The organism is Ewingella sp. AOP9-I1-14 (assembly GCF_052375995.1).
GTDB lineage: Bacteria > Pseudomonadota > Gammaproteobacteria > Enterobacterales > Enterobacteriaceae > Ewingella > Ewingella allii.
In genome coordinates, this window is record NZ_JBQSVA010000002.1 from 662,946 (window position 1) to 687,692 (window position 24,747).

Below are 24,747 nucleotides of genomic sequence, written 5' to 3' on the forward strand. Positions count from 1 at the left end.
TAGTTTACCGTCAACGTTAAAATTATTTTTTGGTTTACAAGTTAGCTTTCAGGATATCGCAATGACCCCTGCCGATCTCGATTTCGACCAGCGCCACATCTGGCACCCTTACACCTCTATGACTCACCCGCTGCCGTGCTATCCCGTGGAATCAGCCCAGGGCGTGGAGCTACAACTGGCAGACGGGCGGCAGCTTATCGACGGCATGTCGTCATGGTGGGCGGCGATCCACGGCTACAACCATCCGGTGCTGAATCAGGCGGCGATTGATCAGATTGGCAAGATGTCCCACGTGATGTTTGGCGGCATAACCCATCCGTCGGCGGTGGCGCTGTCGCGGCGTTTAGTCGAGATGACGCCCGCCGGGCTGGAGTGCGTATTTCTGGCCGACTCGGGTTCGGTGGCGGTGGAAGTGGCGCTGAAGATGGCGATGCAGTACTGGCAGGCGCGCGGCGAGAAGCGCCAGACCCTGTTGACGCTGCGCAACGGCTATCACGGTGACACCTTCGGCGCGATGTCGGTGTGCGATCCGCAAAACTCGATGCACAGTCTGTATCAGGGCTATTTGCCGCAGCATCTGTTTGCCGATGCGCCGCAGTCGCGCTTCGGCGAGGCGTGGAATGAAGAAGATATCGCACCGTTTTCCGCCCTGCTGGAGCAGCATCAATCCGCCATTGCCGCCGTCATTCTCGAGCCGGTGGTGCAAGGCGCGGGCGGGATGCGCATCTATCACCCGACCTATTTGCAACGCGTGCGGCAGCTTTGCGACCAGTACGGCGTGCTGCTGATTGCCGATGAAATTGCCACCGGATTTGGCCGCACTGGCAAGCCGTTCGCCTGCGACCACGCGGGGATTTCGCCAGATATTATGTGTCTGGGCAAAGCCCTGACCGGCGGCTACATGACCCTATCGGCGACCCTCACCACCCGCCACGTCGCCGAGGTGATCAGCGACGGTGAGGCGGGCTGCTTTATGCACGGCCCGACCTTTATGGGCAATCCGCTGGCCTGCGCGGTGGCTAACGCCAGCCTGAGTTTACTGGCGGAAAATCGCTGGCAGCAACAGGTGGCGGGCATTGAGCGCCAGTTGCAAAACGAGCTTACCCCGCTGGCGGCGCACTCCGCCGTGGCCGACGTGCGGGTGCTGGGCGCGATTGGCGTGGTGGAGATGCGCGAGCCGGTAAACATGGCGGCGTTGCAGAAGCACTTCGTCAATCAGGGCGTGTGGATTCGGCCTTTTGGCAAGCTGATTTACCTGATGCCGCCTTATGTTATCTCCCCCGCCCAGCTCAGCCAGCTGACCGGCGCGATTGCCAGCGCGCTCGAGTCGCTCTATTAATCCCGGCAATTAATTGCTGGTCACCAGCCGGTGGGAGGTGGAAAGCAGCGTGCTCAGCTTCTTCCGGCTGATTCTGGCCTGCTCGTTCAGATAGTCGATAGCGACCTGTAGCGCAGGAGTCGGGTTATCCGGGTAGAGCAAGGTGTAAGACGCGCCGCTCGCCACGCAGAGTGGGAACGGCGCCATGACGCGCTTGGCCTGTAGGTCATCTTCTATTAGCGTCAAATCCCCAATCGCGATGCCATACCCCTGCAAGGCCGAATTGATGGCCAGATCCAGCGTGTCGAAGTGCTGAGACTTGGCCGACGGTAGCCCTTTGACGCCGGATTCCCGCAGCCACAGCAGCCAGTCGCGGCGGTCGCGCGTCGGGTGCAGCAGGGTTTTCTCCGCCAGATCCTCAAGCGTGGTGCTCTCCGCGCTCTTGCCGAAGAAGTCCGGTGTGCAGATGGGCGTTAAGATCTCATCAAACAGATGATGCGCCCGGCGCGGCGAGTCCGGCGCGCGGCCAAACACCACGGCGGCGTCGAAGTGCTCGGTGCTGAAATCCACGCCGTGAGCAATGGAGGCGGTCAGCTCGATGCGCAGCTCCGGGCGATCATTCTGCAACTGAATGACCCGTGGCAGCAGCCAGCGCATGGAGCAGGTCGGGCACTTGATGCGCAAGGTATCGGGGTGCGAGCCGACGCGCTTCATCGCTTCGCCCATCTGCTCCAGCGCCTGTTGAATTGGCGGCAGCAACTGCGCGCCGCGTGGGGTCAGGGTTAGCCCTCGCGCCTGACGCAAAAACAGCGGGTAGCCCAGCGTATTCTCCAACCCGGTGATCTGCCGACTCACCGCACCCTGGGTGATGTGCAACAGCTCCGCCGCGTGGGTCAAGTTATGGGTTTTCGCCACCACGCTGAAGGTTTTCAACAGGTTAAGGGAAGGAAGATTGAGCGCCGTCAGATAGGAAAGGTCTGGGGGAGTTGCCATGTTCACCTCTTGGAATTGCTGTCAGCCATGCATCTAGATCATGGCGAGTATGACAAATTATCCATTGTCTGCACAAATAAACTACTGCTTAATCATTCATAATATATAAATATTTATGCCCTCCCGAGGTGATGCATGAAAAGCCCTTTATCGACTCAATCCAAATTGCCTGATGTCGGCACCACGATTTTCACCGTCATCGGCCAGTTAAGTGCTGAGCATAACGCGCTGAATTTATCTCAGGGCGCCCCTAACTTCTCCTGCCAGCCTTCGCTGATTGACGCCGTAACCAAAGCCATGCGCGATGGTCATAACCAATATGCGCCAATGAGCGGCGTCGCCGCGCTGCGCCACGCGCTGTCGGCCAAGGTCGAGGCGCTGTATGGCTGCCACTATGACGCCAATGAAGAAGTGACGGTTACCGCCAGCGCCAGCGAAGGCCTGTACTCGGCCATCAGCGCGCTGGTACATCCGGGCGATGAAGTGATCTATTTCGAGCCGTCGTTTGACAGCTACGCGCCGATTGTCCGTTTGCAGGGCGCGACGCCGGTCGCCATTAGCCTTTCGCTGGAAGATTTCAGCATCGACTGGGATCAGGTCGCCAGCGCCATTAACAGCAAAACGCGGATGATCATCATTAATAGCCCGCACAACCCTACCGGCGCGATTTTCAGCGACGTGGACATTGAGCGCCTGACCGCCCTCACACGCGATACCGATATCGTGATTTTGTCCGATGAGGTCTATGAGCACGTGGTGTTCGACGGCGAGCGCCACCACAGCATGGCCTGCCACCCGCAGCTGGCCGAGCGCAGCGTGATTGTCTCCTCCTTCGGTAAGACCTACCACGTCACCGGCTGGCGCGTAGGCTACTGTCTGGCTCCGGCAGAATTAATGAATGAAATCCGCAAGGTACATCAGTTTATGATGTTCTCCGCCGATACCCCGATGCAGGTGGCTTTCGCCGAAGCCATGGCCGATCCGCAAAGCTATCTGGGGCTGGCAGACTTCTACCAACACAAACGCGACCTGCTGGCCGATGCCCTGAGCGGCTCACGTTTTGAGCTGCTACCAAGCCGTGGCAGCTTCTTTATGTTGGCGCGCTTTAGCCACTTTAGCCCGCTGACCGATGACGAGTTTGTACTGAGTTTGATCCGTGATTATCAGGTCGCCACCATCCCGCTGTCGGCGTTTTACAGCCACAACCAGCCGACTGGGCTTATTCGCCTGAGCTTTGCCAAAGACGATGACACACTGTACGAAGGTGCCCGCCGCCTGAGCCGGGTTTAATCTCTCCGAGGAAATGACATGAAAAAAATGAAGATCGCATTACTGTTGGGTTGTGCACTGGCCTCTTTCTCAACACTGGCAGAGGGCACCGCGTTTAAATTTGGTCTGGAAGCGCAATATCCGCCGTTCGAATCCAAAAGCGCCAGCGGCGAGTTGCAGGGTTTTGATATCGACGTCGGCAACGCGGTCTGTGCCGCCGCCAAGCTGAAGTGTGAGTGGTTTGATACCGCCTTTGACGGCCTGATCCCGGCGCTGCAAGCGCGTAAATTCGATGCCATTAACTCGGCGATGAACGTTACCGAGAAGCGCCGTCAGGCCATTGATTTCACAGACGTTATCTACCGCGTACCGAGCCAGCTGATTGCCAAGAAGTCCTCCGGCCTGCTGCCGACGGTTGAGTCGCTGAAAGGCAAACACGTTGGCGTACTGCAAGGTTCGATTCAGGAGAGCTACGCGCAGGCGCACTGGGCACCGAAAGGGGTCGATGTGGTCTCTTATCAGGATCAGAATCAGGTCTATCTGGACCTCTCTTCCGGCCGCCTCGACGGCACGCTGGTGCTGGCTCCGGCTGGGCAAAACGGCTTCCTTGACCGCCCGGATGGTAAAGATTTCGCCTTCGCCGGTGACGCCGTGCGCGATGACAAAATTCTCGGCAGCGGCATCGCTTTCGGCCTGCGCAAAGGCGACACCGCCAATAAGCAGAAGCTGGACGCCGCCATCGCCAAGATTAAGCAAGAAGGCGTGATTCAGCAGCTGGCGAAGAAGTATTTCGGCGATATCGATGTGACAGTGAAGTAAGTTTTGATTTTGATTTTGGTTTTGTCTTTGCGCCCTCTCCTTTTAAGGAGAGGGCTGAGGCGAGGTATGCCGCATTGAGTACAATTCAAACCACTCCTCATCCCAGCCTTCTCCGCTGAGGGGAGAAGGCGCGAAAACTCACACTAATCAATACTCCGAATTCACCACCACCTCTTCACCAAATGCCCCGGCCTGCGGCAATGGCTTGTAGCTGGAGTTAGAAGCGCGCAGAACGCGGATACCACGGGCACTCACGGCCTGCGCGGCGGTAATATCACCGTCGGAATCACCGTAGAAAATCTTAATCTGCTTATCTTTCAGCCACTGGGTTTTGGTGTTCTGACCCGGCTGGTCACCGGCGAAAATCACTGGGTTAACTTTGTCTTGTGGGATTTGGAAATCGCCCTGCAAGGTCTTGGTGACGGTCTCGGTTTTAGTCTCGCTGCGCCCGGTGACGAAGTAGATGCTGTCGCCGCGTTTGAGATGCATATCAATCAGTTGCTTCGCCACTTCTTTCGGCATACTGAAATCATCCCAGCCGTTGTTCATCTTTTCCCAGAACTGCGGATTTTTCAGGTAATCCTGTTTACCCGGAGAGAACTCTTTCTGCCCACGGTAGAAGCCAGGGCTTGAGAAAAGCACGGTGTCATCAATATCAAAACCCACGGCAATTGGCGGGCGACCCACCAGACTGTTCTCAATCTGCGCCACTGACACCCAGTGTACCGGCGACTGCTGCGCCAGCTGCGCGACATTGACGCCCGGATAGAGCGGCGCGGGGGTGGACTCTTTCGCCAACGCGCTCTGGTTCAGACTCAGCAGTACACAAACCGCCCCGAGTGCCAATTTAATCTTCTGCATCTTATTTTCCTTTTATGCTTATTTATCGGTGAGTTAACGCGACATCATCGATTCAAAACATACGCGTGAAAAGCCAAGAGCGGAAGTGCATTGTGACGGTTTTGTGACAGCACATTTTAACAAAGCATAAACCGCTCAGCCTAAGGTTCAGTTAGCTGCCTATACTTATTCCTCATGACCTGTTGCCATTTGGTAGTGGTTTTCACCAAACAATCATCGGAATAGGAGTTTGTATGTCTCAGAATTCAGCAGTAAACCGCCGCTTTGTGCTGGCTTCGCGCCCGAAAGGTGCCCCGACGCCAGAGAACTTCCGTCTGGAAGAGCAACCCGTACCTGAGGCCAAAGAAGGCGAGCTGGTGCTGCGCACCCTCTACCTCTCTCTCGATCCCTATATGCGCGGCCGCATGAGCGACGCCCCCTCTTACGCCGCGCCGGTACAAATCGATGCGGTAATGACCGGCGGCGCGGTATCTGAGGTTGTCAGCTCGAAAAGTCCTGACTTTAAACCTGGCGATATCGTTTTGGGCAGCACCGGCTGGCAAGACCATCCGGTTGTCAAAGCCAAAGAGGTGAAAAAGCTCGAAGGCCCGGCAGAAAAGCACCCTTCTCTGGCACTGGGCGTTCTGGGTATGCCTGGCTTTACGGCCTTTATGGGGTTACTGGACATTGGCCAACCTCAGTCCGGCGAAACCGTGGTCGTCGCGGCCGCCACCGGGCCTGTGGGTTCACTGGTGGGCCAGATTGCTAAAATTAAGGGCTGTAAAGTGATTGGTATCGCCGGTGGCGAGGATAAATGTCGCTACGCGGTCGAGCATTTTGGCTTTGATGAGTGCCTCGATCATCGCGCACCGGATCTGGATAAACGCCTGAAAGCCGCCTGCCCGGACGGTATCGACGTCTATTTCGAAAACGTCGGTGGCGCGGTCTTCGATGCCGTACTGCCCCTGCTCAACACCAAAGCGCGCATTCCAGTCTGCGGGCTGGTTTCCCAATACAATGCGACGGAGCTGCCTGATGGCAAAGACCGCGTTTCACTGCTCGCCAGCACGATTTTAAGAAAGCGTATTCGCATGCAGGGCTTCATCATCTTTGATGACTATGGCCATCGTTACCCAGAATTTGCCGAGCAGATGGGCGAATGGTTTGAAGCCGGAAAAGTGAAATTCCGCGAAGACGTGGTGGATGGCTTAGAGAATGCGCCTCAGGCGTTTATCGGCCTGCTGGAAGGTAAAAACTTCGGCAAACTCGTGGTTCGCGTCGCGAAAGATAAAGCGTGATAGCGAATTAATGACCATAGCCGGGCCACGGCGTGACCGGACCCGCAGGAGGTAACATGAAATTACTGATTGTATTAACGTCACACGACAGGCTCGGCGATACCGGCAAGAAAACCGGCTTTTGGCTGGAAGAGTTCACCGCCCCCTACTACCAGTTTCTGGATGCAGGGGCCGAGCTGACGCTGGCGTCACCTAAGGGCGGTCAGCCGCCGCTAGACCCAAAAAGCGATGAGCCGGATGCGCAGACAGAAACCACCGACCGTTTTCGTCAGGATAAATCAGCCCAGCGCGCGCTGGGTAATACGGTGAAATTATCCACGGTGAAAGCCGATGATTTTGACGCAGTATTTTATCCCGGCGGCCACGGCCCGCTGTGGGATCTGGCTGAAGATGCTGATTCCGTGAAGCTGATTGAGTCTTTTTGGGCGGCGGGCAAGCCCGTTGCCAGCGTGTGCCACGCGCCCGGCGTGCTGCGTGATGTAAAAGACCAGCACGGGCTGCCGCTGGTGAAAGACAAACGCGTCACCGGTTTCAGTAATAGTGAAGAAGACGCGGTTGGCCTCACTGACATCGTGCCGTTTTTGGTCGAAGATGAATTGAAGAAAAACGGCGGCGATTACAGCAAAGCGGCCGACTGGCGGCCTTACGTGGTGACTGACGGCAATCTGATCACCGGGCAAAATCCGGCCTCCTCGGCCAGTGTCGCGCAGGCGCTATTGAAGCTGCTGGGTGGCGAAATCGCTAAATGAGCCAAGGCCGGTTCATGCCATTTTTAGGCTTTTTATCATCAAGAACGGGAGGAACGTATGACCTTTACTCTAACCAGTAACGACCTGAAAGATGGCGAGAAAATGCCGGAAGCTCAGGTGTTCAACGGCATGGGTTATCAGGGACAAAATATCTCGCCACACTTGGCGTGGAGCGGCGCACCGGAAGGCACCAAAAGCTTCGCCATCACCTGTTATGATCCAGACGCTCCTACCGGCTCCGGCTGGTGGCACTGGGGCGTGGCGAACATCCCCGCCGACGTCAGCGAACTGGCGCAAGGCGCGGGTTCCGGCAAAGCGGAATTGCCTCACGGCGCGGTGCAAACCCGCACTGACTTCGGCAAAGCGGGCTACGGCGGCGCGGCACCTCCGCAGGGCGAGAGCCATCGTTATCAGTTCACGATTTATGCCTTAGACGTCGACTCGCTCGAAGTGGACGAAAACGCCAGCGGCGCCTATCTCGGCTTCAATATACACTTCCATACAATAGGCAAATCTTCTCTGACGGTGTTATATAGCTGAATTATGGTACATTGCGCTGTTGCCCAGAATCACTCGAGTTGCATCAGGCAGTTTGAAGGTTGACGGGTAGAAAATATGAGTAACTTTTATCAAGGAGTCAGACCCAGTGAAATTAACTACCCTGTCGCGCGCCTGCGCTATTTTGTCAGCCAGCCTGGTTCTGGCCGCTTGTAGCAGCAGTCACGAAGGTGTTTCAACCCAAGTTGCTCCGGGCACAGCCGCCAACCCAATTCTTAGCCCAGACGAAGCGGCGAACTTTACCGCCAAAAACTATCTGGCCTTCGGCGGGCGCTCTCTTCAGGTTCAGCAGCAGGGTTGGTTCCCATCTGTCAGCGATATCTCTGCCGCGAAAACTAACTTCGTGGTCGGCACCCAGATGGGCACCGACGGCGCAGCTTACACCAGCATTCAGCAAGCCGTAGAAGCCGCCCTGCGCGTGCGTAACCACGGCGAGCGCGTGTTCATCAAAATCCTGCCAGGCACCTACACCGGCGCGGTTTACATCCCGGCTGGCTCACCGCCAATCACCCTGTTCGGTGCTGGCAACAGCGCGGGCGACGTGGTGATCCAGCAAGGTCTGGAAGCATCGGCTACCCCTGCGGTGTACCGCGCGACGGTCAACCCGAATGGCCAGTTCATTCCGGGCAACCGCAGCGAATACATGTTCAAAGATTGTAGCGATCAGCAGTCTGAAACCATTGGCGCGGGCTGTACGGCCACCGTCTGGGCACAGAGCAGCAGCCTGCAATTGCAGAACCTGACCGTGACCAACAGCCTGTTGGATACAGTAGACGCGGGTGACCATCCGGCGGTGGCTCTGCGCACCGACGGCGACAACATCGTGCTGGATAACGTACATATTATTGGCCGCCAGAACACCCTGATGCTGACCACCGCGAACATCAAAAACCAGCCGAACAACAGCCGTTATAGCCGTGCTTACGTGCATAACAGCCTGATTGAAGGTGACGTGGATTACGTGATTGGTCGCTCAAGCGCGGTATTCGATCGCGTTGAGTTCCACACCGTGAGCAGCCGTGGCGTGAAGCAAGCCTCCATCTTCTCTCCAAACACCCCGGCCAACGTGCCTTACGGCTTCCTGGTGACCAACAGCACCCTGACCTCTGATCGCGGTTTTGAAGGTCAGGCGGCGAAAGCCCAGCTTGGCCGTGCATGGGATCAAGGCGCTGAAAACGGCGGTTATGTGCCGGGCACCACGTCAAACAGCCAGGTTGTTATCCGCGATAGCCAAATCGACAGCGGCTACAACCAAGTCAACCCGTGGGGCGATGCCGCCGTGTCTGGCCGCGCCTTCGCTGGTAACGTGCCGAAAGATGAAAAACAGGCGCGTGACCTGAATGACGTGAACTTCAACCGTCTGTGGCAGTTCAACAACGTGATCACCGCGCCGGCTAAATAAGCCCGCGAGGATCGAAAAAAGCCGCTGAGTAGATGCTCAGCGGCTTTTTTATTGGCAGAATTCAGAAGAAATTAGGCTTGGGCGACCGGCTCATTGCCGAGGCGGAAGATAGCCACCGTCTCCTCGAGATTCACCGCCTGCTCGTCCAGCGACGCGGCAGCGTTGGCCGACTGCTGCACCAGCGCCGAGTTCTGCTGGGTCACGGTGTCCATTTCCGCCACCGCCAGCGCTATCTGGCCGATGCCGCGGCTCTGCTCTTCCGACGCCGAGGCAATCTCATGAATGATGCTGGTCACGTGGCTCACCGACTGGACAATCTCTTCCATGGTGTCCCCGGCCTTGCCCACCAGCGCCGAGCCGCTGTTGACCTTGCTCACCGACAGGCCAATCAGGGTTTCAATCTCTTTTGCCGCCTGCCCGCTGCGCTGTGCCAGATTGCGCACTTCGCTGGCCACCACGGCAAAACCGCGCCCCTGCTCTCCGGCGCGCGCGGCCTCAACGGCGGCATTCAGCGCCAGAATATTGGTCTGGAAGGCGATGCTGTTGATGACCGAGGTGATTTCAGAAATCTGCTTCGAGCTGACGGCGATGTCCTTCATCACCCCCACCACGTCGCTAACCAGTTTGCCACCGCGCCCTGCCGTGTCGGCGGCGGAAGAAGCCAGTTTGCTGGCCTGACTGGCGTTATCGGCGTTTTGCTTCACCGTCGCGGTCAGCTCTTCCATGCTGGCTGCCGTCTGCCCCAGCGCCGACGCCTGCTGCTCCGTTCTGGCAGAAAGGTCAATGTTGCCCGCCGCGATTTCACTCGAGGCGCGGGTCACTTGGGTCACGCCGTTGCGGATATCCCCAATGATGCCGCGCAGGTTCTGGTTCATCCCCTCCACGGCGCGGGTCAGCTGCCCCACTTCGTCATTGCTTTGGCTGCGGATGTGCGCGGTTAAGTCGCCCGCCGCGATGCGCTGGGCCACGTCCAGCGTGTGACGCAGCGGCACGGTGATTTGGCGCGTCATGCGCCACGACAGCAGTGCCCCGGTCAGAATGGCAATGGTGATGATGATCAGCATCTCTTTGATGGTTCGGCTGACTTCCTCTTGGGTGTAGGCCATTTCGTGGTTGAGAAGCTGGTCCGACGCCGAGGTCAGGGCCAGTCCGGCCGCCGCCAGGCTGTCGCTGATTTGCTGCGGATCGCTGCCCGCTGGCGGGTTCAGCGTGTGCTGCCAGTTTTCACGGTAACGGCGGATATTCTCCGGCATGGCGTCAACCTGCGCCTGATCGACCGGCTGCCAGTGGTAGGTTGCCACTTCTGCCAGTCGCACTTCTAACTTGTCGAGCGCCTGACGGTTTTGCTCGACAAACTTCTGATCATGATTCGCCATATACGAAAGCCGGGTGTATTTGGCTTCGGCCAGTAAATCATTCACTTTCTTGAGCAGCGTGGCCTTTTCGGCTCGCTCGCTAATGCTGGTGAGATGGTAAATGCCTGAGGCGGCAATCGAGGAACCGAGCAGCAGAACCAGCGTGAATCCTGCGGCTAGCTTGGTAGCGATGTTGGCGTTATTGAAAATGCGGGTGATCCCTGAAAATAAACTCATCCTGCTCTCCCTGTTTATTATTGTTAATAAATAACTGTTTGCGCCCAACCTATCCTGTGACACGAAATATGATGGGAACATTCGGTGTTGGTAACGGGAAGAGTTATCGACAAGGAGGCCACAATGTTTAGAGGGAGATGAAAATAATTCTAATCAATGGCACGAAGTGTCTTTTTAACAAAAAAGTAATAAAAAACCCCGACTTGTCAGGGTCGGGGCAGTTTTTTGCAGCACTTGATTTCGCCGAAAAAATGGCGACTCATTAGCGGGCTTAACTTCTCACGTCAAGAATGCTCACCCACATTGGGCCTTTGCCCACCGGGTACTCTTTCAGCGTGGTCAGCGCACCGCTGGTTTGGTCAATCTTCGCCACTTCGATGCCGTTAGATTTTTGACCTGCCGTGATAACAAACTGGCCCTGATGGTCAATGTTGAAGCCGCGCGGCTGAGTCTGGGTGGCGTGATGCCCCAACAGCTCCAGCACGCTGCCATCTTCGGACACGCTGAGCACGGAGATCAGGCTGGCGGTGCGGTCGCAGGCATAGAGGAATTTGCCGTTTGGCGTGATGTGAATGTCCGCCGCCCAACGCGTGTCTTTGAAATCAGCCGGCATGATGTTCAGTGACTGAACATTGTGGTATTCGCCGCTGGTCACGTCTTTCTGATAGACATCGACGCTGCTGTCCAGCTCGTTAATGCAGTACGCAAAGTGCTGATTCGGGTGGAAAGCCATATGACGCGGGCCCGCGCCGGTCTTGGTTTTCAGCGCTTCCACGTGGTGCGGCGTCGCCGCGCCTTGCAGGCTGAAATCAAACAGGCGGATGCGGTCTTCTTTCAGCGCCGGGATCATCAGCAACTGGTTGGTCGGGTCGATATTGGCCGAGTGCGGCGCCTGAATATCTTCCAGCACGTGAATTGGCGCGGTGACGATGCCTTCTTCATTGATGGGATGAATGCTGACATTGTTGAAGCTGTAAGACGCCGAGAACAAGAAGCGGCCCTGTAGGTCAGTGCCGACGTGGGTCGGGCTGCCCGGCAGCGGCGCCATGCCTGCCTGTTCCAGCTTGCCTTCGTGGTCAATGCGGTAGGTCAGAATGCCAAACTCTGGGCGCACGCCGACATATAAACGATGACCATCAGGATGAATAACCATTGGCTGAACCTGACCAGGCACGTCAACGATTTGCAGCGGGCTCAGCTCGCCGTTTTCGCCCAGACGAAATACGTGAATTTGCTGGCTCTCAGGGCTGGCAACGTAGACAACTTGCTTCATTACATCTCCTTATTAACACCGGATTAATTTTTATTCGGGCATACGTTAAGTCATTCAAGCGTAGCTCAGGTTACCACGATAACCCAGCCTGTGGAGGTGGCCTTTATGCTCTTCTCCAAGGTTTTATCAGCGGTTTTTAAGGTGTAACATGGGTGAAATTTCTTCAATTCTCTGAAAACCTTACGAGCTAACTATGACCTATCGCGTAATTGCGCTTGATTTAGACGGCACCCTGCTGGACCGTCAAAAACGTATTCTCCCTGAATCTCTGGCCGTGCTGGCCGAAGCCCGCTCACAGGGTGTGAAAGTGATTGTGGTCACCGGCCGCCATCACGTGGCGATCCACCCGTTCTATCAGGCCTTGCAGCTCGATACTCCGGCCATCTGCTGTAACGGCACTTACCTGTACGATTACCACGCGCGCAAAGTCATCACCTCTGACCCAATGGATAAAATCAAAGCCAAAAAAGTGGTGGATCTGCTCGAGCATCACGGCATCCACGGCCTGCTCTACGTGGACGATGCCATGCTGTATCAGCATTTAAACGGCCACGTCAGCCGCTCTATCGTTTGGGGTGAAGCGCTGCCGCAGGGCCAGCGGCCGAATATCGTCAAAGTCGACAGCCTGCGTGACGCCGCCGATCAGGCTAACTCGGTGTGGAAATTCGCCACCTCCCATGAAGATCTCGACGCCCTGCGCGCCTTCGCCAAGCAGGTAGAAGATGATTTAGGTCTGGCCTGCGAATGGTCGTGGCACGATCAGGTAGACGTCGCGAAACAGGGCAACAGCAAAGGCCGCCGCTTGCAGGAGTGGGTGGAGTCGCAAGGTATGAGCATGGCCGACGTCATCGCCTTCGGCGACAACTACAATGACCTGAGCATGCTGGAAAATGTCGGCCTCGGCGTCGCCATGGGCAACGCCGACGACGCTATCAAACAGCGTGCCGGTCTGGTCATCGCCGACAACGAACAGCCCGGTATCGCCGAGGTGATTCGCACGAAGGTGTTGGGTTAATCCCGCTCCAGACTATTACCAGGCACTGCCTTTGGGCCGTGCCTGATTTTTCCACTGACTGACCTGCGGCAGACTTTTTGGCGAAACGTAAACCGTCTCTTTACCGTCTTTATGGGTTCGCAATAAACCCAGCTCAGCCAAGACAGTTAAATCCTTCCTCGCCGTGTTGTCGGACACGCCCAGCCGCTCCCTTACTTCCGCCACGGTAAAGATATTTTCCGGCCGGGCAAAAGCCACGTTGAGCAGGTTTTTCTGGCGTTCGTTTAATGTTGCGCCAATTTCTGACTCATACAAAAACCTATTCAGCTCATCCCGCACCTTCACCATGTGGTGAATGTAATCCACGTACTCATTCAAAGCCCGCCCAACAATGCTGCATTGATAATCAACGAAATAGGTCAAATCCATGTCATCCGTCTCGGAATAACAATAGGACTTGGCGTAGGCCGTTGAGGCATTTTTCAGCAGCTTGCTGATTGAGATATGGCGAAAGGCCGAATAGCCGCAGCGCAGCATGTACCAATAGAACAGCGCCCTTGCCGCGCGGCCATTGCCATCATTAAACGGATGAATAAACCCAATCATGAAATGCAGGATGCAGGCTTTGATTAACGGATGAAGGTACTCTTTCCCCTCCAGCCGCTCGTGGGGCTGGTTAGCCCATTTGAATAATAGCGACAGCCTGAGTTCGACCTCGGTATAGGTCGGCGGGTTATGAATGATTTCATTTTGAATATCCGCCACCACCACGTCGTCTGAATGGCGAAACTCCCCCGGGCGATATTTTTGGTCATTAATCTCCCCCACGGCGATGGCGTGTAACTCCTTAAAATTTGCCAAACTGAGATCTTCTGAACAATGGGCATTGACGTATTCCATCATGTGGAAATTCCCCATGATCATTTTTTCGCTCTCATCTCGCGGCGCGCGATTGACTTTAATCATCTCTAGCGCGACGCGGCTGGTGGTGGCCGCCCCTTCTAACTGGCTGGATGAAATCGACTCTTCAGCACGCAGCTCCTCAAGCAAGTGGCGCGAGGCGAACAGGGGCTCCAGCAGTTCGCTCTCGCCGCCCGACGTCGCCAGCCTATCGACCATCGAGATAGTCTGCTGCATTTGCGGTGTGATATTGAGGAAAGCCAACTGGTTGAAATCGTAACCATTAAGGGTCAGCAAACGCCCGTTGGCGCGACGCACAATGGTGGTGAGTGACCAGAAGATTTGCGGGTTAATCCCAGCAGGAATGCGATGCCTAAGGGCATCCCAATGCAGATATTGGCCCTTTTCATTGACCATAGAGACGAGGGGAAAGGTGGCGGTAAGCGCATCGCCGGGTATTTGACCCACGGCGAGCAGCGCTGGAGGACGTTTGACCTTCATCTTTCACCTCAAAAAATTGAATTATTGAGATGAATGATGTTCTGCTTTGGCTTAATTTGCAAGCAATCTGGGTGTTATCGACTCAGCGACACACTCTTGATCTGCGCGTAGAGCCACTGGCCGGGGCGGATCATCAGCTCGTCTCTGGCCCACGGGGTGATGCGCGCCCAGATGATATGATCGGCCATGGCCAGCTTCACTTCCACCTGTGAACCAATCTCCAGACACTCCAGCACCTTGGCGGGCAGAATGTTGCGAATACTGCTGTTGTTGGCGGTGGGTTGCAGCACCAGCGAGACGTCGGCGGCGTTCACTCGCACGCGCATTGATGTACCTTCGGCGGCGTCAACTTTGCCTATCCACAGGCGCTGATCGCCGATAGCCAAGGCGGTCATGTCATAGCGCGGATGGTGCTCCAGCACGCTGACGTTGAGCACGCTGCTCTGCTCCTCGCGCGGCAGCCACGGGCGCATGATATTGCTGGCCCACACCTCTTCCAAATCGCCCATCGCCAGCACGCTGCCGTTGTCCAGCACCAGCACTTTCTCGGCCAGACGCAGGATCTCATCCAGACTGTGAGTGACATAGAGAATCGGGATATTGACCTCTTTCGCCAGCCTCTCCAGATAAGGCATCAGCTCGCGTTTACGCGGTAAATCCAGCGCGGCCAGCGGCTCGTCCATCAACAAGATTTCAGGGGCGGTGAGCAGAGCACGGCCAATCGCCACTCGCTGTTTTTCGCCACCGGAGAGCGTCAATGGGAAACGGTTGAGCAGTGGCCCAATGCCGAGCAGCGCCACAATGCTGTCGAACTGCCCGCGCATGGAAGGCGCCATGCCGTACTGCAAATTGCCCTGCACCCGATAGTGCGGGAACAGGCGCGCGTCCTGAAATACATAGCCAATGCGGCGTTTTTCCGGCGGCAGGCAGAGACCTTTGTCGGCGTCGAACAGTGGCCGATTGTTCAGCGCGATGCGCCCGGTTTCAGGCTTTGTCAGCCCCCCGATGGCGTTAATCAGTGAGGTTTTACCCGCGCCGGACAGGCCAAAAATCGCCGTGATCCCCTGCGCAGGCAGGTTTTGCGTCACCTGAAGGGTCAGGTCGCCAAGCTGCTGGCTGAAGTCGAGTTCTAGCATCAGCCCCCCAGCCGAATGCGGCTGCGTTTCGCCAGCCAGTCGGAAATCATTAAGGAAGCCAGTGACAGAATAATCGCCAGCACGCAGAGCCGCGCCGCCGCGCCTTCTGCGCCGGGTGTTTCAATCAGGGTGTACATCGCCAATGGGATGGTGCGGGTTTCGCCGGGAATATTGGAGACAAAAGTGATGGTGGCGCCAAACTCGCCGAGGGAGCGGGCGAAGGCCAGCACGATGCCGACGATGATCCCCGGCACCGAGAGAGGCAGCGTGATGGTGAAGAAGACGCGCCACGGCGACGCGCCGAGGGTGCGGGCGGCCAGCTCCAGCTTGGTGTCCACCGCCTCCAGCGCCAGCCGGATAGCGCGCACCATCAGCGGAAAGGCCACCACCGCCGAGGCCAATACCGCGCCGTGCCAACTGAAGCTAAAGCTAAAGCCGAACCAATTGTAGAGCCATTCGCCCACCACGCCGCGCCGCCCCATCACCACCAGCAGCAAATAGCCAATCACCACCGGCGGCAGCACCAGCGGCAAATGGATAATACTGTCGAGCAGCGATTTGCCGGGAAAACGGCAGCGGACCAACACCCACGCCATCAGAATACCAAGCGGCAAGCTGCACACTACGGCCAGACTGGACACCTTCAGACTTAAAAGTACCGCCTGCCACTCATATTCACTCAACATCATTCTTTGGGCGCAAATCCATATTGTTTGAAAATGGCTGAGGCCGCTGGCGTTTTCAGATAGTCATAAAACGCGCGAACTTCAGGCTTTTCGTGATCTTTAACAATGGCCATTGGGTATTCGACCGGCTTGTGGCTGGATGCCGGGAAGGTACCCACCACTTTGACTTTTTTACTGGCAATGGCGTCTGAGCCATAAACAATCCCCAGCGGGGCTTCTTCACGCTCAACTAAAGCCAGTGCGCCGCGAACATCGCTGGCGCGCGCCAGTTTCGGCTCAAGGGTGCTCCAGGCACCCAGCTTTTGCAGGGCTTCTTTGGCATAGATGCCCGCCGGGACGTGGTCAGGGTCGCCCACCGCCAGACGGCTATCGCCCAGCAACTTGGTCCACTGGGTTTTGTCATCAATCTCGACGTTGTCGATTTTACTGATTTTAGCTGCCACCAGCACCAGCTCGTTACCCAGCAGAGTATAGCGAGTATTTTCAACAATTTGCTGCTTGCTGATGCTGTAATCCATCCACTGCTGGTCGGCAGAAATAAACAGGTCTGCCGGCGCGCCCTGCTCAATCTGGCGAGCCAGCGTCGAGGAGGAAGCAAAGGAAGAGACGACCTGCACGCCCTTCTCTTTCTGATACTGGGCGGCAATGTCCTGCATCGCGTTGGTCAGCGAAGCGGCGGCAAACACGGTGATTTTATCCGCAGCCTGGGCCTGAGCTGCCAGGCCCGCCACCAGCACGGAACCGGCGATTAATTTACCCCAAGAAGTACTCATTTTATGTTTCCTCGTTGATAGAACGCATCGTTATATAGGCGTTAATATAGCGTGGAAAACAGTCTTGTCATTCGATTTATCGGCAGGGCTTTGAGGAACTTAAAAGTTTTTGATCTGGGACAGAAAGAAAGGGTGCAGAAGGGTGTGCGGTTTACATAAGGAATAAAAAAACCCGATGTTAAAATCGGGTTCTTTAGAGAATCTTGCCACCAGCTTAACGATGCTGTTGCTGTTGCTCTTGTTGCTGCTGATTACGGCTCTCTTTGGAGTGACCGATATTGGAAAGCACGTTGAACACTTCGCCCAATCCCCAAATCAGCCCAAGAATCAAGGCAATAAAGATAGGCACCATGACCACGGCGAAAACCAAACTTCCTAAAAGTTCTAACATGATAGCCTCACTTAACTGGCTGACACGCACCCAAGTGGCGGTGTTAAAAGCATAACTGTTGTCGATAATAGCAGCCATAACAGCAGAATACTTTAGCTTTTAACCAACTTAGCTCCGCAAAAAGCCTTCACACCGCTATATGTCAGTTAGAGGATAGGCGACAATAGCCGAAACGCATTCTAAGGAACCCTTATGCAAGCTGAAATCTTATTAACCCTGAAATTACAGCAAAAGCTGTTCGCCGATCCGCGTCGAATTGAACTCTTAAAGCAGATCAAGGTGACAGGCTCGATTAGTCAGGGGGCGAAGCTGGCGGGCATTAGCTATAAAAGCGCCTGGGATGCGATTAACGAAATGAACCAACTGGCCGACGAGGTGCTAGTAGAACGCAGCACCGGCGGCAAAGGCGGCGGCGGCGCGCTGATCACCCGCTACGGTGAGCGGCTGTTGCAACTCTATGATCTGCTGGCACAAATCCAGCAAAAAGCCTTTGACGTGCTGAAGGATGACTCCCTGCCCCTCGACAGCCTGCTGGCCGCCATTTCGCGCTTCTCCCTGCAAACCAGCGCCCGCAACCAGTTCTTCGGCAAAGTGGTTGAGCGCGACCATCTCTCCGTCCAGCAGCATATTGAAGTGCTGCTCAATGATGAAAAGACCCGGATTCGCGTCGCGCTGACCGAGCAAAGTGCCGACCGACTGGCCCTGACGCCGGGCAAAGAGGTGTTGGTGCTGATAAAAGCGCCTTGGGTCAACCTGAGTCCTGAAGCCACCCACGCCGATAACTCTCTCTCCGGCGAGATACAGAGCATTCAACAGGGGAAAGAGAGCAGCGAAGTGCTGCTACGCCTGGCCGGTGGTGACATTCTCTGCGCCACGGTGCCCAATGCCGCTGTCACACAACTGTCATTAGTCGAGGGCCAGAATGTGTTTGCTGAATTCGACGACGACAAAGCAATCATAGCCACCCTATGCTAGAAAGAGTTTATTTATCATAATCTTGCACAATAAGATTTGATAGTTTGCAGAATCGTCAATTGACTTCATTTTGTTCCAGGATTATCCCTAGGAAAAGAATATCACTGCAATTTATGGATGAGACATGGCTTCGTTGCATATCTCGCAGGGCGTTTTTCGCCTGAGCGACACCCGCACCCTTACTCTTTCTGATTTACGCATTCAACAAGGCGAAAGCTGGGCCTTTGTTGGCTCCAACGGCAGTGGGAAATCGGCGCTGGCGCGTGCTCTGGCGAGCGAACTGGTCCAGCTGCAAGGTGAAAGCCAAAGCGATTTCAACAACATCGTGCGCCTGTCATTCGAACAACTACAGAAGCTGGTGGAAGAAGAGTGGCAGCGCAATAACACCGACCTGCTCAGCCCGGACGAAGACGACACTGGCCGCACCGCCGCCGAGATAATCCAAGAGCAGGTGAAAGACCCGCAGCGCTGCGCCAGTTTGGCCGCGCAGTTTGGCATTACCAAGCTGCTCGATCGCCGCTTCAAATACCTCTCCACGGGGGAAACCCGCAAGACGTTGCTCTGTCAGGTGTTGATGCAGCAGCCCGATTTGCTGGTGCTGGACGAGCCTTTCGACGGGCTGGACGTCAACGCCCGTGCGCAGTTAGCCGAGCTACTGGCCGGGCTTGCCCAACAGGGGCAGACCTTGGTGCTGGTGCTCAACCGTTTTGACGACATCCCCGCCTTTGTTCAGCACGTGGGCGTTCTGGCGGATTGCACGCTAGCGACCATTGGCCCGCGCGAGAAAGTCATGGCAGACGCGCTGGTGGCCCAGTTGGCGCACAGCGAAAACCTGCAAGGCATGGCGCTGCCTGAGCCGGAAGACCCGGCACAGCGCGCCCGCCCGGCCGACGGCCCGCTGATCATTCTGCGCAACGGCGTGGTGGAATATAATGATCGCCCTATCCTGCACGGCCTGAGTTGGCAGGTGGATCAAGGCCAGCACTGGCAAATCGTCGGCGAGAACGGCGCGGGCAAATCCACTCTGCTGAGCCTGATCACCGGCGACCACCCGCAGGGCTACAGCAATGACCTGACGCTGTTTGGCCGCCGTCGCGGCTCTGGCGAAACCATCTGGGACATCAAACGCCACATCGGCTATGTCAGCAGCAGCCTGCATCTGGATTACCGCGTCAGCTCCAGCGTGCGCAACGTCATCACCTCAGGCTTCTTCGACTCAATCGGCATTTATCAGGCCGTATCAGACCGCCAACTGTTCCTCACCAACCAGTGGCTGGAGCTGCTGGGCTTGGGCGGCAGCAAGGGCGACACGCCATTCCATAGCCTGTCGTGGGGGCAGCAGCGTCTGGCGCTGATAGCTCGCGGGTTGGTCAAGCACCCGGCGCTGTTAATCCTCGACGAGCCGCTGCAAGGGCTGGACCCGATTAACCGCCAGCTGGTGCGGCGTTTTGTCGACGTGCTGATTAGCGAGGGCGACACCCAACTGCTGTTTGTCTCGCACCACGCGGAAGACGCGCCGGAGTGCATTACTCACCGTCTCTCCTTCGTGCCGGATGGCAATATCTACCGCTACCAGCTCGATGCCTTGAAGTAAAAACGCCCTAAATCCCCAAATAGTCGTCGTGATATTTGGGGAATTTTTCTAGTGTAAACGATTACACTCCAATCCCTCTGTGCTTCCTTCCTGATTTGTCCCCGCCTGTGCGCCTCGCTGTATTAAGGCGGATACTGGTGCTAGACTGTGATGTAAGCGATTCCATGAACTTGAGCATAGATCACCTTTTTCAGCCTCGCTGCATGGTATCTTAAGCTCAACATGACTCTCAGGGAGCAATTATGTACGTCTTAGTTACGGGTGGTAGCGGTTACATTGGTAGTCATACCTGTGTGCAATTGATTGCAGCGGGCTACACGCCAATCATTTTAGATAACCTGCATAACAGCAAAGCCAGCGTGCTCGAGCGTATCACTACGCTGAGTGGCAAAACGCCGCTGTTCTATCAGGGCGATATCCGCGATCGCACCATCCTCGATAAGATTTTCAGCGAGCACGCCGTGCATTCGGTAATTCACTTTGCAGGCTGGAAAGCCGTGGGAGAATCCGTCGCCAAGCCGCTGGCCTATTACGACAATAACGTGAGTGGCACGCTGGTGTTGGTGGAAGCCATGCGCGACGCGGGCGTGAAGAACCTGATTTTCAGCTCTTCCGCGACGGTTTACGGCGACCAGCCGAAGACGCCTTATGTGGAAGACTTCCCGACCGGCAACCCTTCTAGCCCGTATGGCCGCAGCAAGCTGATGGTGGAACAAATTCTGCAAGACGTGCAGCGCGCTGAGCCGGACTGGAGCATCACCCTACTGCGTTACTTCAACCCGGTGGGTGCGCATCCGTCAGGTTTGATGGGCGAAGACCCACAGGGCATCCCGAACAACCTGATGCCGTTTATCGCGCAGGTCGCCGTGGGCCGCCGCGAATCCCTGTCAATTTTCGGCAATGATTACCCGACCAAAGACGGCACCGGCGTGCGCGACTACATCCACGTAGTGGACCTGGCCGACGGCCATATTGCCGCGATGAAAACCCTGCATAACCGCGCTGGCGTGCACATTTATAACCTCGGCGCGGGCTTTGGCCACAGCGTGCTGGAAGTGGTTAATGCCTTCAGCAAAGCCTGCGGCAAGCCGGTGAAGTACCACTTCGCCCCGCGTCGCGACGGCGACCTGCCAGCCTACTGGGCTGACCCAAACAAAGCCGCCAATGAGCTGAACTGGCGCGTCACCCGCACGCTGGAAGATATGGCTAACGATACCTGGTTATGGCAGTCCAAAAACCCGCAGGGTTATCCAGACTAATCGCGCCAATGCCCGAATAAAGGAATTAACATGTCAGAATTCAACCCGATAGATCATCCACATCGACGCTATAACCCGTTGACTGACCAATGGATTTTGGTCAGCCCGCACCGGGCGAAACGTCCGTGGCAGGGCCAGCAGGAAACGCCGTCGCAGGAGACGCTGCCACAGCATGATCCTGACTGCTTCCTTTGTCCGGGCAATACCCGCGTGACGGGCGATGTGAACCCGGATTACCACGGCACCCACGTGTTTACGAACGACTTTGCCGCCCTGATGCCCGACACGCCGTTCGCACCAGAAAGCGACGATCCGTTAATGCGCATCCAGAGCGCGCGCGGCACCAGTCGCGTTATCTGTTTCTCGCCAGATCACAGTAAAACCCTGCCGCAGCTGTCGCTCAGCGCGTTAGAAGAAGTGGTTAAAACCTGGCAGGAACAGAGCGCGGACTTGGGTAAAACCTACCCGTGGGTGCAAGTGTTTGAGAATAAAGGCGCGGCCATGGGCTGCTCTAACCCCCATCCGCACGGCCAAATTTGGGCCAACAGCTTCCTGCCGAACGAAGCCGAGCGTGAAGACCGTTTGCAGCGCGCCTATCTGGAGCAGCAGGATTCGCCGATGTTGCTCGATTACGCCAAGCGCGAGCAGGCCGATGGCAGCCGCACCGTGGTAGAAACCGAACACTGGCTGGCGGTGGTGCCTTACTGGGCGGCGTGGCCGTTTGAAACCTTACTGTTGCCGAAGGCCCACGTGCAGCGCATCACTGAGCTGAGCGACGCCCAGCGCAGTGATCTGGCGCTGGCGCTGAAAAAGCTCACCAGCCGCTACGACAACCTGTTCCAGTGCTCCTTCCCCTACTCCATGGGCTGGCACGGTGCGCCGTTCACCGCAGGCGACCAGGCACACTGGCAGCTACACGCCCACTTCTATCCGCCGCTGCTTCGTTCGGCGTCGGTTCGTAAATTTATGGTTGGCTACGAAATGCTGGCCGAAACCCAACGCGACCTGACCGCCGAGCAAGCCGCCGAGCGCCTGCGCGCCGTCAGTGATGTGCACTATCGTGAAGCCGGAGTGAAATGATGAAACTGAAAAATAAAACCTTAGAAATCTTTGAACAGAAATTCGGTTATCCGGCGACGATCACCATTAAAGCACCGGGCCGCGTTAACCTGATTGGCGAGCACACCGATTACAACGACGGCTTTGTGCTGCCTTGCGCCATTGATTATGAAACGGTGATCGCCTGCGCCCAGCGCAATGACCGCCAGATCCGCGTGGTGGCGGCAGATTACGACAATCAGGAAGACCTGTTCTCCCTCGACGATCCAATCCTTAGCAGCAAAACCCTGCCGTGGGCCAACTATGTGCGCGGCGTGGTGAAACACCTGCTGCAACGCAACAAAGATTTCTCAGGCGCGGACATGGTGATCAGCGGCAACGTGCCGCAGGGCGCGGGCCTTAGCTCGTCGGCCTCGCTGGAAGTGGCGGTCGGTCAGGCGCTGAAATCACTGTATGACCTGCCGCTGGACGGCGTGGCGCTGGCGCTCAATGGTCAGGAAGCCGAGAACCAGTTCGTCGGCTGTAACTGCGGGATCATGGATCAGCTGATTTCCGCCCTCGGCAAGCAGGATCACTCGCTGCTGATTGACTGCCGTTCGCTGGAAACCCGCGCGGTGTCGATGCCGAAAAACGCCGCCGTGGTGATCATCAACTCTAATGTGAAACGCGGCCTGGTGGATAGCGAATACAACCAGCGTCGCGAGCAGTGCGAAACCGCCGCCCGCTTCTTTGGTGTGAAAGCCCTGCGCGACGTGACACAAGAGCAGTTTGACGTGGTGGCTAACGAGCTGGATCCGCTGGTTTCCCGCCGCGCGCGCCATGTGATTTCCGAAAACGCTCGCACCTTGGCGGCGGCAGATGCCCTGGCCGCCGGTGATTTGAAGAAAATGGGCCAGCTGATGGCCGAGTCCCACGCCTCCATGCGTGACGACTTCGAAATTACCGTTCCGCCAATCGATAAGTTGGTCGACATCGTGAAAAACGTGATTGGCGATCAGGGCGGCGTGCGCATGACCGGCGGCGGCTTCGGCGGCTGTATCGTGGCGCTTATCCCTGAATCTTTGGTTGACGACGTGCGCAGCGCGGTGGCCCGTGAATACCCTGAGCAAACCGGGCTGAAAGAGACGTTTTACGTCTGCACCGCGTCTCAGGGAGCGGGCGTATGCTAAAACCGGAAAACACCCCGTTGGCACCGGACGGCGACCCGTTCGAGCTGATCACCCTGCAGAATGCGGCGGGCACCACCGCCACGTTCATGGATTGGGGCGCGACTTGGCTTTCGCTGGAATTCCCTCTCGCCGATGGCAGCAAGCGCGAGCTGCTGCTGGGCTGCGAATCACCGCAGGGCTATGTCAATCAAAGTGCCTATCTGGGTGCCACCGTTGGCCGCTACGCTAATCGCATCGCCAAATCGCAGCTGACGATTGACGGGCAAACTTATGCGCTGGTGCCAAATCAGGGTGAAAACCAGCTGCACGGCGGCCCTGAGGGCTTCCACGCGCGGCGCTGGACGCTACTGTCACGCAGCGCGCAGGCGGTGAGCTTCCAACTGCTCTCCGCCGATGGCGATCAGGGTTATCCGGGCAATATGACGGCGGAGGTTCACTATCGCCTTACTGACGATCATCGTCTGGAAATTCGCTATCAGGCGACGGTCGACAAACTCTGCCCGATTAACCTCACCAACCACGCCTATTTCAATCTGGATGGCGAAGGTCACGATGCGCGCAAACAGAAGCTGCAACTGTTCGCCGAGCGTTTCTTGCCGGTCGACAGTGACGGCATTCCCAGTGCTGATCTGACCCCTGTCGAGCACACCGGGCTGGATTTCCGCGCGCCTAAAACGCTGGCCGAGGATTTCCTGCGCGATCGCGAGCAGCAGCGAGTGAAAGGCTATGACCACGCGTGGTTGCTCAATCGCACCTGTAACAGCGCGGAGCATCCGGCGGCGCACCTATGGTCAGCCGACGGCAAGGTTAGAATGAGCCTGTTTACCTCAGCCCCGGCGCTACAGGTCTACACCGGCAATTTCCTGCGCGGTACGCCGAATCGCTCAGGCGGGGAATATGAAAACTATCAGGGCGTGGCGCTGGAAACCGAGTTTCTGCCCGACAGTCCGAATCACCCTGAATGGCCACAGCCTAGCTGCTGGATAAAACCCGGCCAGGGCTACCGTTCGCAGACGGTTTATCAATTTTTCGCATTATAAAGCGCCAGATTGATTCCACACTCAGGGCCGCAAGGCCCTGTTTTCTTTGCGCTCTCTCCCCTTTTCATCACTTTCTGCGCCAGCTGTTACGCTTTTTTAATGCTAAAGCGCAAAGGCCGATCTACGCTTAGGGAGTGTCCCGTTAGGGGGACGTCTGAA

General features: G+C 56.6%; 23 protein-coding genes. 14 read left to right on the forward strand and 9 right to left on the reverse strand.

Annotated elements, in window-relative coordinates; genetic code table 11:
- Nucleotides 1–61: 61 nt before the first annotated feature.
- Nucleotides 62–1,339, forward strand: coding sequence for an adenosylmethionine--8-amino-7-oxononanoate transaminase (gene bioA / locus ACT3RT_RS08225; protein WP_353501399.1), 1,278 nt, complete (start codon nucleotides 62–64; stop codon nucleotides 1,337–1,339).
- Between the two features lie 9 nt (nucleotides 1,340–1,348).
- On the opposite strand, the gene ACT3RT_RS08230 is transcribed toward bioA, so the two are convergent.
- Complete coding sequence (locus ACT3RT_RS08230) at nucleotides 1,349–2,311, reverse strand: LysR substrate-binding domain-containing protein (RefSeq protein ID WP_496202802.1); 963 nt, start codon at nucleotides 2,309–2,311, stop codon at nucleotides 1,349–1,351.
- A 135-nt stretch (nucleotides 2,312–2,446) separates the two neighbouring features.
- Here ACT3RT_RS08230 and ACT3RT_RS08235 point away from each other — a divergent pair, with 135 nt between their 5' ends.
- Both ACT3RT_RS08235 and ACT3RT_RS08240 read left to right on the forward strand, forming a co-directional pair.
- The gene (locus tag ACT3RT_RS08235) at nucleotides 2,447–3,601 is read left to right on the forward strand and encodes a methionine aminotransferase (RefSeq protein ID WP_441656078.1); all 1,155 of its coding nucleotides are present in this window, start codon (nucleotides 2,447–2,449) and stop codon (nucleotides 3,599–3,601) included.
- An 18-nt stretch (nucleotides 3,602–3,619) separates the two neighbouring features.
- On the forward strand, nucleotides 3,620–4,399 hold the full coding sequence (locus ACT3RT_RS08240) for an ABC transporter substrate-binding protein (RefSeq protein ID WP_496202803.1): 780 nt from the start codon (nucleotides 3,620–3,622) through the stop codon (nucleotides 4,397–4,399).
- A 147-nt stretch (nucleotides 4,400–4,546) separates the two neighbouring features.
- Here ACT3RT_RS08240 and aphA read toward each other — a convergent pair whose 3' ends face one another.
- Entirely contained in the window at nucleotides 4,547–5,260 is a 714-nt protein-coding gene (aphA, locus tag ACT3RT_RS08245; RefSeq protein ID WP_353501395.1) for an acid phosphatase AphA, read from the reverse strand.
- A 233-nt stretch (nucleotides 5,261–5,493) separates the two neighbouring features.
- On the opposite strand from aphA, the gene ACT3RT_RS08250 reads away from it, so the two are divergent.
- The 4 genes from ACT3RT_RS08250 to ACT3RT_RS08265 all read left to right on the forward strand — a co-directional run bounded on the left by ACT3RT_RS08250 (nucleotide 5,494) and on the right by ACT3RT_RS08265 (nucleotide 9,246).
- Nucleotides 5,494–6,537 (forward strand): NADPH-dependent curcumin/dihydrocurcumin reductase, encoded by a 1,044-nt coding sequence (locus ACT3RT_RS08250; protein ID WP_485902850.1) that lies wholly within the window; start codon nucleotides 5,494–5,496, stop codon nucleotides 6,535–6,537.
- 56 nt (nucleotides 6,538–6,593) lie between these two features.
- A complete protein-coding gene (locus ACT3RT_RS08255) occupies nucleotides 6,594–7,286 on the forward strand; it encodes a type 1 glutamine amidotransferase domain-containing protein (protein WP_353501393.1) in 693 nt (230 codons plus the stop codon).
- 57 nt (nucleotides 7,287–7,343) lie between these two features.
- The gene (locus ACT3RT_RS08260; protein WP_396130249.1) at nucleotides 7,344–7,826 is read left to right on the forward strand and encodes a kinase inhibitor; all 483 of its coding nucleotides are present in this window, start codon (nucleotides 7,344–7,346) and stop codon (nucleotides 7,824–7,826) included.
- 106 nt (nucleotides 7,827–7,932) lie between these two features.
- Nucleotides 7,933–9,246, forward strand: coding sequence for a putative acyl-CoA thioester hydrolase (locus ACT3RT_RS08265; RefSeq protein WP_496202804.1), 1,314 nt, complete (start codon nucleotides 7,933–7,935; stop codon nucleotides 9,244–9,246).
- A 71-nt stretch (nucleotides 9,247–9,317) separates the two neighbouring features.
- On the opposite strand, the gene ACT3RT_RS08270 is transcribed toward ACT3RT_RS08265, so the two are convergent.
- Together ACT3RT_RS08270 and pgl are read right to left on the reverse strand one after the other, a co-directional pair.
- Nucleotides 9,318–10,838, reverse strand: a complete 1,521-nt coding sequence (locus tag ACT3RT_RS08270) for a methyl-accepting chemotaxis protein (protein WP_353501390.1) — start codon at nucleotides 10,836–10,838, stop codon at nucleotides 9,318–9,320.
- Between the two features lie 271 nt (nucleotides 10,839–11,109).
- Entirely contained in the window at nucleotides 11,110–12,111 is a 1,002-nt protein-coding gene (pgl, locus tag ACT3RT_RS08275; protein ID WP_396130247.1) for a 6-phosphogluconolactonase, read from the reverse strand.
- Nucleotides 12,112–12,304: 193 nt separating this feature from the next.
- On the opposite strand from pgl, the gene ACT3RT_RS08280 reads away from it, so the two are divergent.
- Nucleotides 12,305–13,126 carry a pyridoxal phosphatase gene (locus tag ACT3RT_RS08280; protein ID WP_353501388.1) on the forward strand — a complete coding sequence of 274 codons (822 nt, stop codon included), beginning with the start codon at nucleotides 12,305–12,307 and terminating at the stop codon, nucleotides 13,124–13,126.
- Nucleotides 13,127–13,141: 15 nt separating this feature from the next.
- Here ACT3RT_RS08280 and ACT3RT_RS08285 read toward each other — a convergent pair whose 3' ends face one another.
- The 5 genes from ACT3RT_RS08285 to ACT3RT_RS08305 all read right to left on the reverse strand — a co-directional run bounded on the left by ACT3RT_RS08285 (nucleotide 13,142) and on the right by ACT3RT_RS08305 (nucleotide 17,492).
- On the reverse strand, nucleotides 13,142–14,506 hold the full coding sequence (locus ACT3RT_RS08285) for a Fic family protein (protein ID WP_485902858.1): 1,365 nt from the start codon (nucleotides 14,504–14,506) through the stop codon (nucleotides 13,142–13,144).
- 74 nt (nucleotides 14,507–14,580) lie between these two features.
- Nucleotides 14,581–15,642 carry a molybdenum ABC transporter ATP-binding protein ModC gene (modC, locus tag ACT3RT_RS08290; protein WP_496199605.1) on the reverse strand — a complete coding sequence of 354 codons (1,062 nt, stop codon included), beginning with the start codon at nucleotides 15,640–15,642 and terminating at the stop codon, nucleotides 14,581–14,583.
- Nucleotides 15,642–16,331 carry a molybdate ABC transporter permease subunit gene (gene modB / locus ACT3RT_RS08295; protein WP_278880010.1) on the reverse strand — a complete coding sequence of 230 codons (690 nt, stop codon included), beginning with the start codon at nucleotides 16,329–16,331 and terminating at the stop codon, nucleotides 15,642–15,644. Before modB ends, modC begins: the two co-directional genes overlap by 1 nt.
- Nucleotides 16,328–17,101, reverse strand: a complete 774-nt coding sequence (modA, locus tag ACT3RT_RS08300) for a molybdate ABC transporter substrate-binding protein (protein WP_496202805.1) — start codon at nucleotides 17,099–17,101, stop codon at nucleotides 16,328–16,330. Before modA ends, modB begins: the two co-directional genes overlap by 4 nt.
- A 214-nt stretch (nucleotides 17,102–17,315) precedes the next feature.
- Nucleotides 17,316–17,492 (reverse strand): AcrZ family multidrug efflux pump-associated protein, encoded by a 177-nt coding sequence (locus ACT3RT_RS08305; RefSeq protein WP_485902864.1) that lies wholly within the window; start codon nucleotides 17,490–17,492, stop codon nucleotides 17,316–17,318.
- Between the two features lie 192 nt (nucleotides 17,493–17,684).
- Between ACT3RT_RS08305 and modE the strand changes: the two genes are divergently transcribed.
- From modE to galM, 6 genes are all read left to right on the forward strand, one after another.
- On the forward strand, nucleotides 17,685–18,467 hold the full coding sequence (gene modE / locus ACT3RT_RS08310; protein ID WP_485902866.1) for a molybdenum-dependent transcriptional regulator: 783 nt from the start codon (nucleotides 17,685–17,687) through the stop codon (nucleotides 18,465–18,467).
- Between the two features lie 124 nt (nucleotides 18,468–18,591).
- Nucleotides 18,592–20,061: a molybdate ABC transporter ATP-binding protein ModF gene (gene modF, locus ACT3RT_RS08315; protein ID WP_496202806.1), complete on the forward strand. Its 1,470-nt coding sequence runs from the start codon at nucleotides 18,592–18,594 to the stop codon at nucleotides 20,059–20,061.
- A gap of 242 nt (nucleotides 20,062–20,303) precedes the next feature.
- Nucleotides 20,304–21,320: a UDP-glucose 4-epimerase GalE gene (galE, locus tag ACT3RT_RS08320; protein WP_353501382.1), complete on the forward strand. Its 1,017-nt coding sequence runs from the start codon at nucleotides 20,304–20,306 to the stop codon at nucleotides 21,318–21,320.
- A gap of 30 nt (nucleotides 21,321–21,350) precedes the next feature.
- Nucleotides 21,351–22,400: a galactose-1-phosphate uridylyltransferase gene (gene galT, locus ACT3RT_RS08325; RefSeq protein ID WP_185688278.1), complete on the forward strand. Its 1,050-nt coding sequence runs from the start codon at nucleotides 21,351–21,353 to the stop codon at nucleotides 22,398–22,400.
- Nucleotides 22,400–23,548 carry a galactokinase gene (galK, locus tag ACT3RT_RS08330; RefSeq protein WP_353503926.1) on the forward strand — a complete coding sequence of 383 codons (1,149 nt, stop codon included), beginning with the start codon at nucleotides 22,400–22,402 and terminating at the stop codon, nucleotides 23,546–23,548. Before galT ends, galK begins: the two co-directional genes overlap by 1 nt.
- Entirely contained in the window at nucleotides 23,542–24,588 is a 1,047-nt protein-coding gene (gene galM, locus ACT3RT_RS08335) for a galactose-1-epimerase (protein WP_496202807.1), read from the forward strand. The genes galK and galM overlap by 7 nt, the downstream gene beginning before the upstream one ends.
- Nucleotides 24,589–24,747 lie beyond the last annotated feature (159 nt).

Coding starts and splice junctions, on each gene's coding strand:
- aphA (WP_353501395.1), bottom strand. CDS start 5,260: ATGCAGAAGATTAAATTGGCACTCGGGGCGGTTTGTGTACTGCTGAGT.
- modB (WP_278880010.1), bottom strand. CDS start 16,331: ATGATGTTGAGTGAATATGAGTGGCAGGCGGTACTTTTAAGTCTGAAG.
- ACT3RT_RS08235 (WP_441656078.1), top strand. CDS start 2,447: ATGAAAAGCCCTTTATCGACTCAATCCAAATTGCCTGATGTCGGCACC.
- pgl (WP_396130247.1), bottom strand. CDS start 12,111: ATGAAGCAAGTTGTCTACGTTGCCAGCCCTGAGAGCCAGCAAATTCAC.
- ACT3RT_RS08255 (WP_353501393.1), top strand. CDS start 6,594: ATGAAATTACTGATTGTATTAACGTCACACGACAGGCTCGGCGATACC.
- ACT3RT_RS08285 (WP_485902858.1), bottom strand. CDS start 14,506: ATGAAGGTCAAACGTCCTCCAGCGCTGCTCGCCGTGGGTCAAATACCC.
- modA (WP_496202805.1), bottom strand. CDS start 17,101: ATGAGTACTTCTTGGGGTAAATTAATCGCCGGTTCCGTGCTGGTGGCG.
- modC (WP_496199605.1), bottom strand. CDS start 15,642: ATGCTAGAACTCGACTTCAGCCAGCAGCTTGGCGACCTGACCCTTCAG.
- ACT3RT_RS08305 (WP_485902864.1), bottom strand. CDS start 17,492: ATGTTAGAACTTTTAGGAAGTTTGGTTTTCGCCGTGGTCATGGTGCCT.
- ACT3RT_RS08240 (WP_496202803.1), top strand. CDS start 3,620: ATGAAAAAAATGAAGATCGCATTACTGTTGGGTTGTGCACTGGCCTCT.
- ACT3RT_RS08280 (WP_353501388.1), top strand. CDS start 12,305: ATGACCTATCGCGTAATTGCGCTTGATTTAGACGGCACCCTGCTGGAC.
- ACT3RT_RS08250 (WP_485902850.1), top strand. CDS start 5,494: ATGTCTCAGAATTCAGCAGTAAACCGCCGCTTTGTGCTGGCTTCGCGC.
- galM (WP_496202807.1), top strand. CDS start 23,542: ATGCTAAAACCGGAAAACACCCCGTTGGCACCGGACGGCGACCCGTTC.
- ACT3RT_RS08260 (WP_396130249.1), top strand. CDS start 7,344: ATGACCTTTACTCTAACCAGTAACGACCTGAAAGATGGCGAGAAAATG.
- galE (WP_353501382.1), top strand. CDS start 20,304: ATGTACGTCTTAGTTACGGGTGGTAGCGGTTACATTGGTAGTCATACC.
- bioA (WP_353501399.1), top strand. CDS start 62: ATGACCCCTGCCGATCTCGATTTCGACCAGCGCCACATCTGGCACCCT.
- ACT3RT_RS08230 (WP_496202802.1), bottom strand. CDS start 2,311: ATGGCAACTCCCCCAGACCTTTCCTATCTGACGGCGCTCAATCTTCCT.
- galK (WP_353503926.1), top strand. CDS start 22,400: ATGAAACTGAAAAATAAAACCTTAGAAATCTTTGAACAGAAATTCGGT.
- galT (WP_185688278.1), top strand. CDS start 21,351: ATGTCAGAATTCAACCCGATAGATCATCCACATCGACGCTATAACCCG.
- modF (WP_496202806.1), top strand. CDS start 18,592: ATGGCTTCGTTGCATATCTCGCAGGGCGTTTTTCGCCTGAGCGACACC.
- modE (WP_485902866.1), top strand. CDS start 17,685: ATGCAAGCTGAAATCTTATTAACCCTGAAATTACAGCAAAAGCTGTTC.
- ACT3RT_RS08270 (WP_353501390.1), bottom strand. CDS start 10,838: ATGAGTTTATTTTCAGGGATCACCCGCATTTTCAATAACGCCAACATC.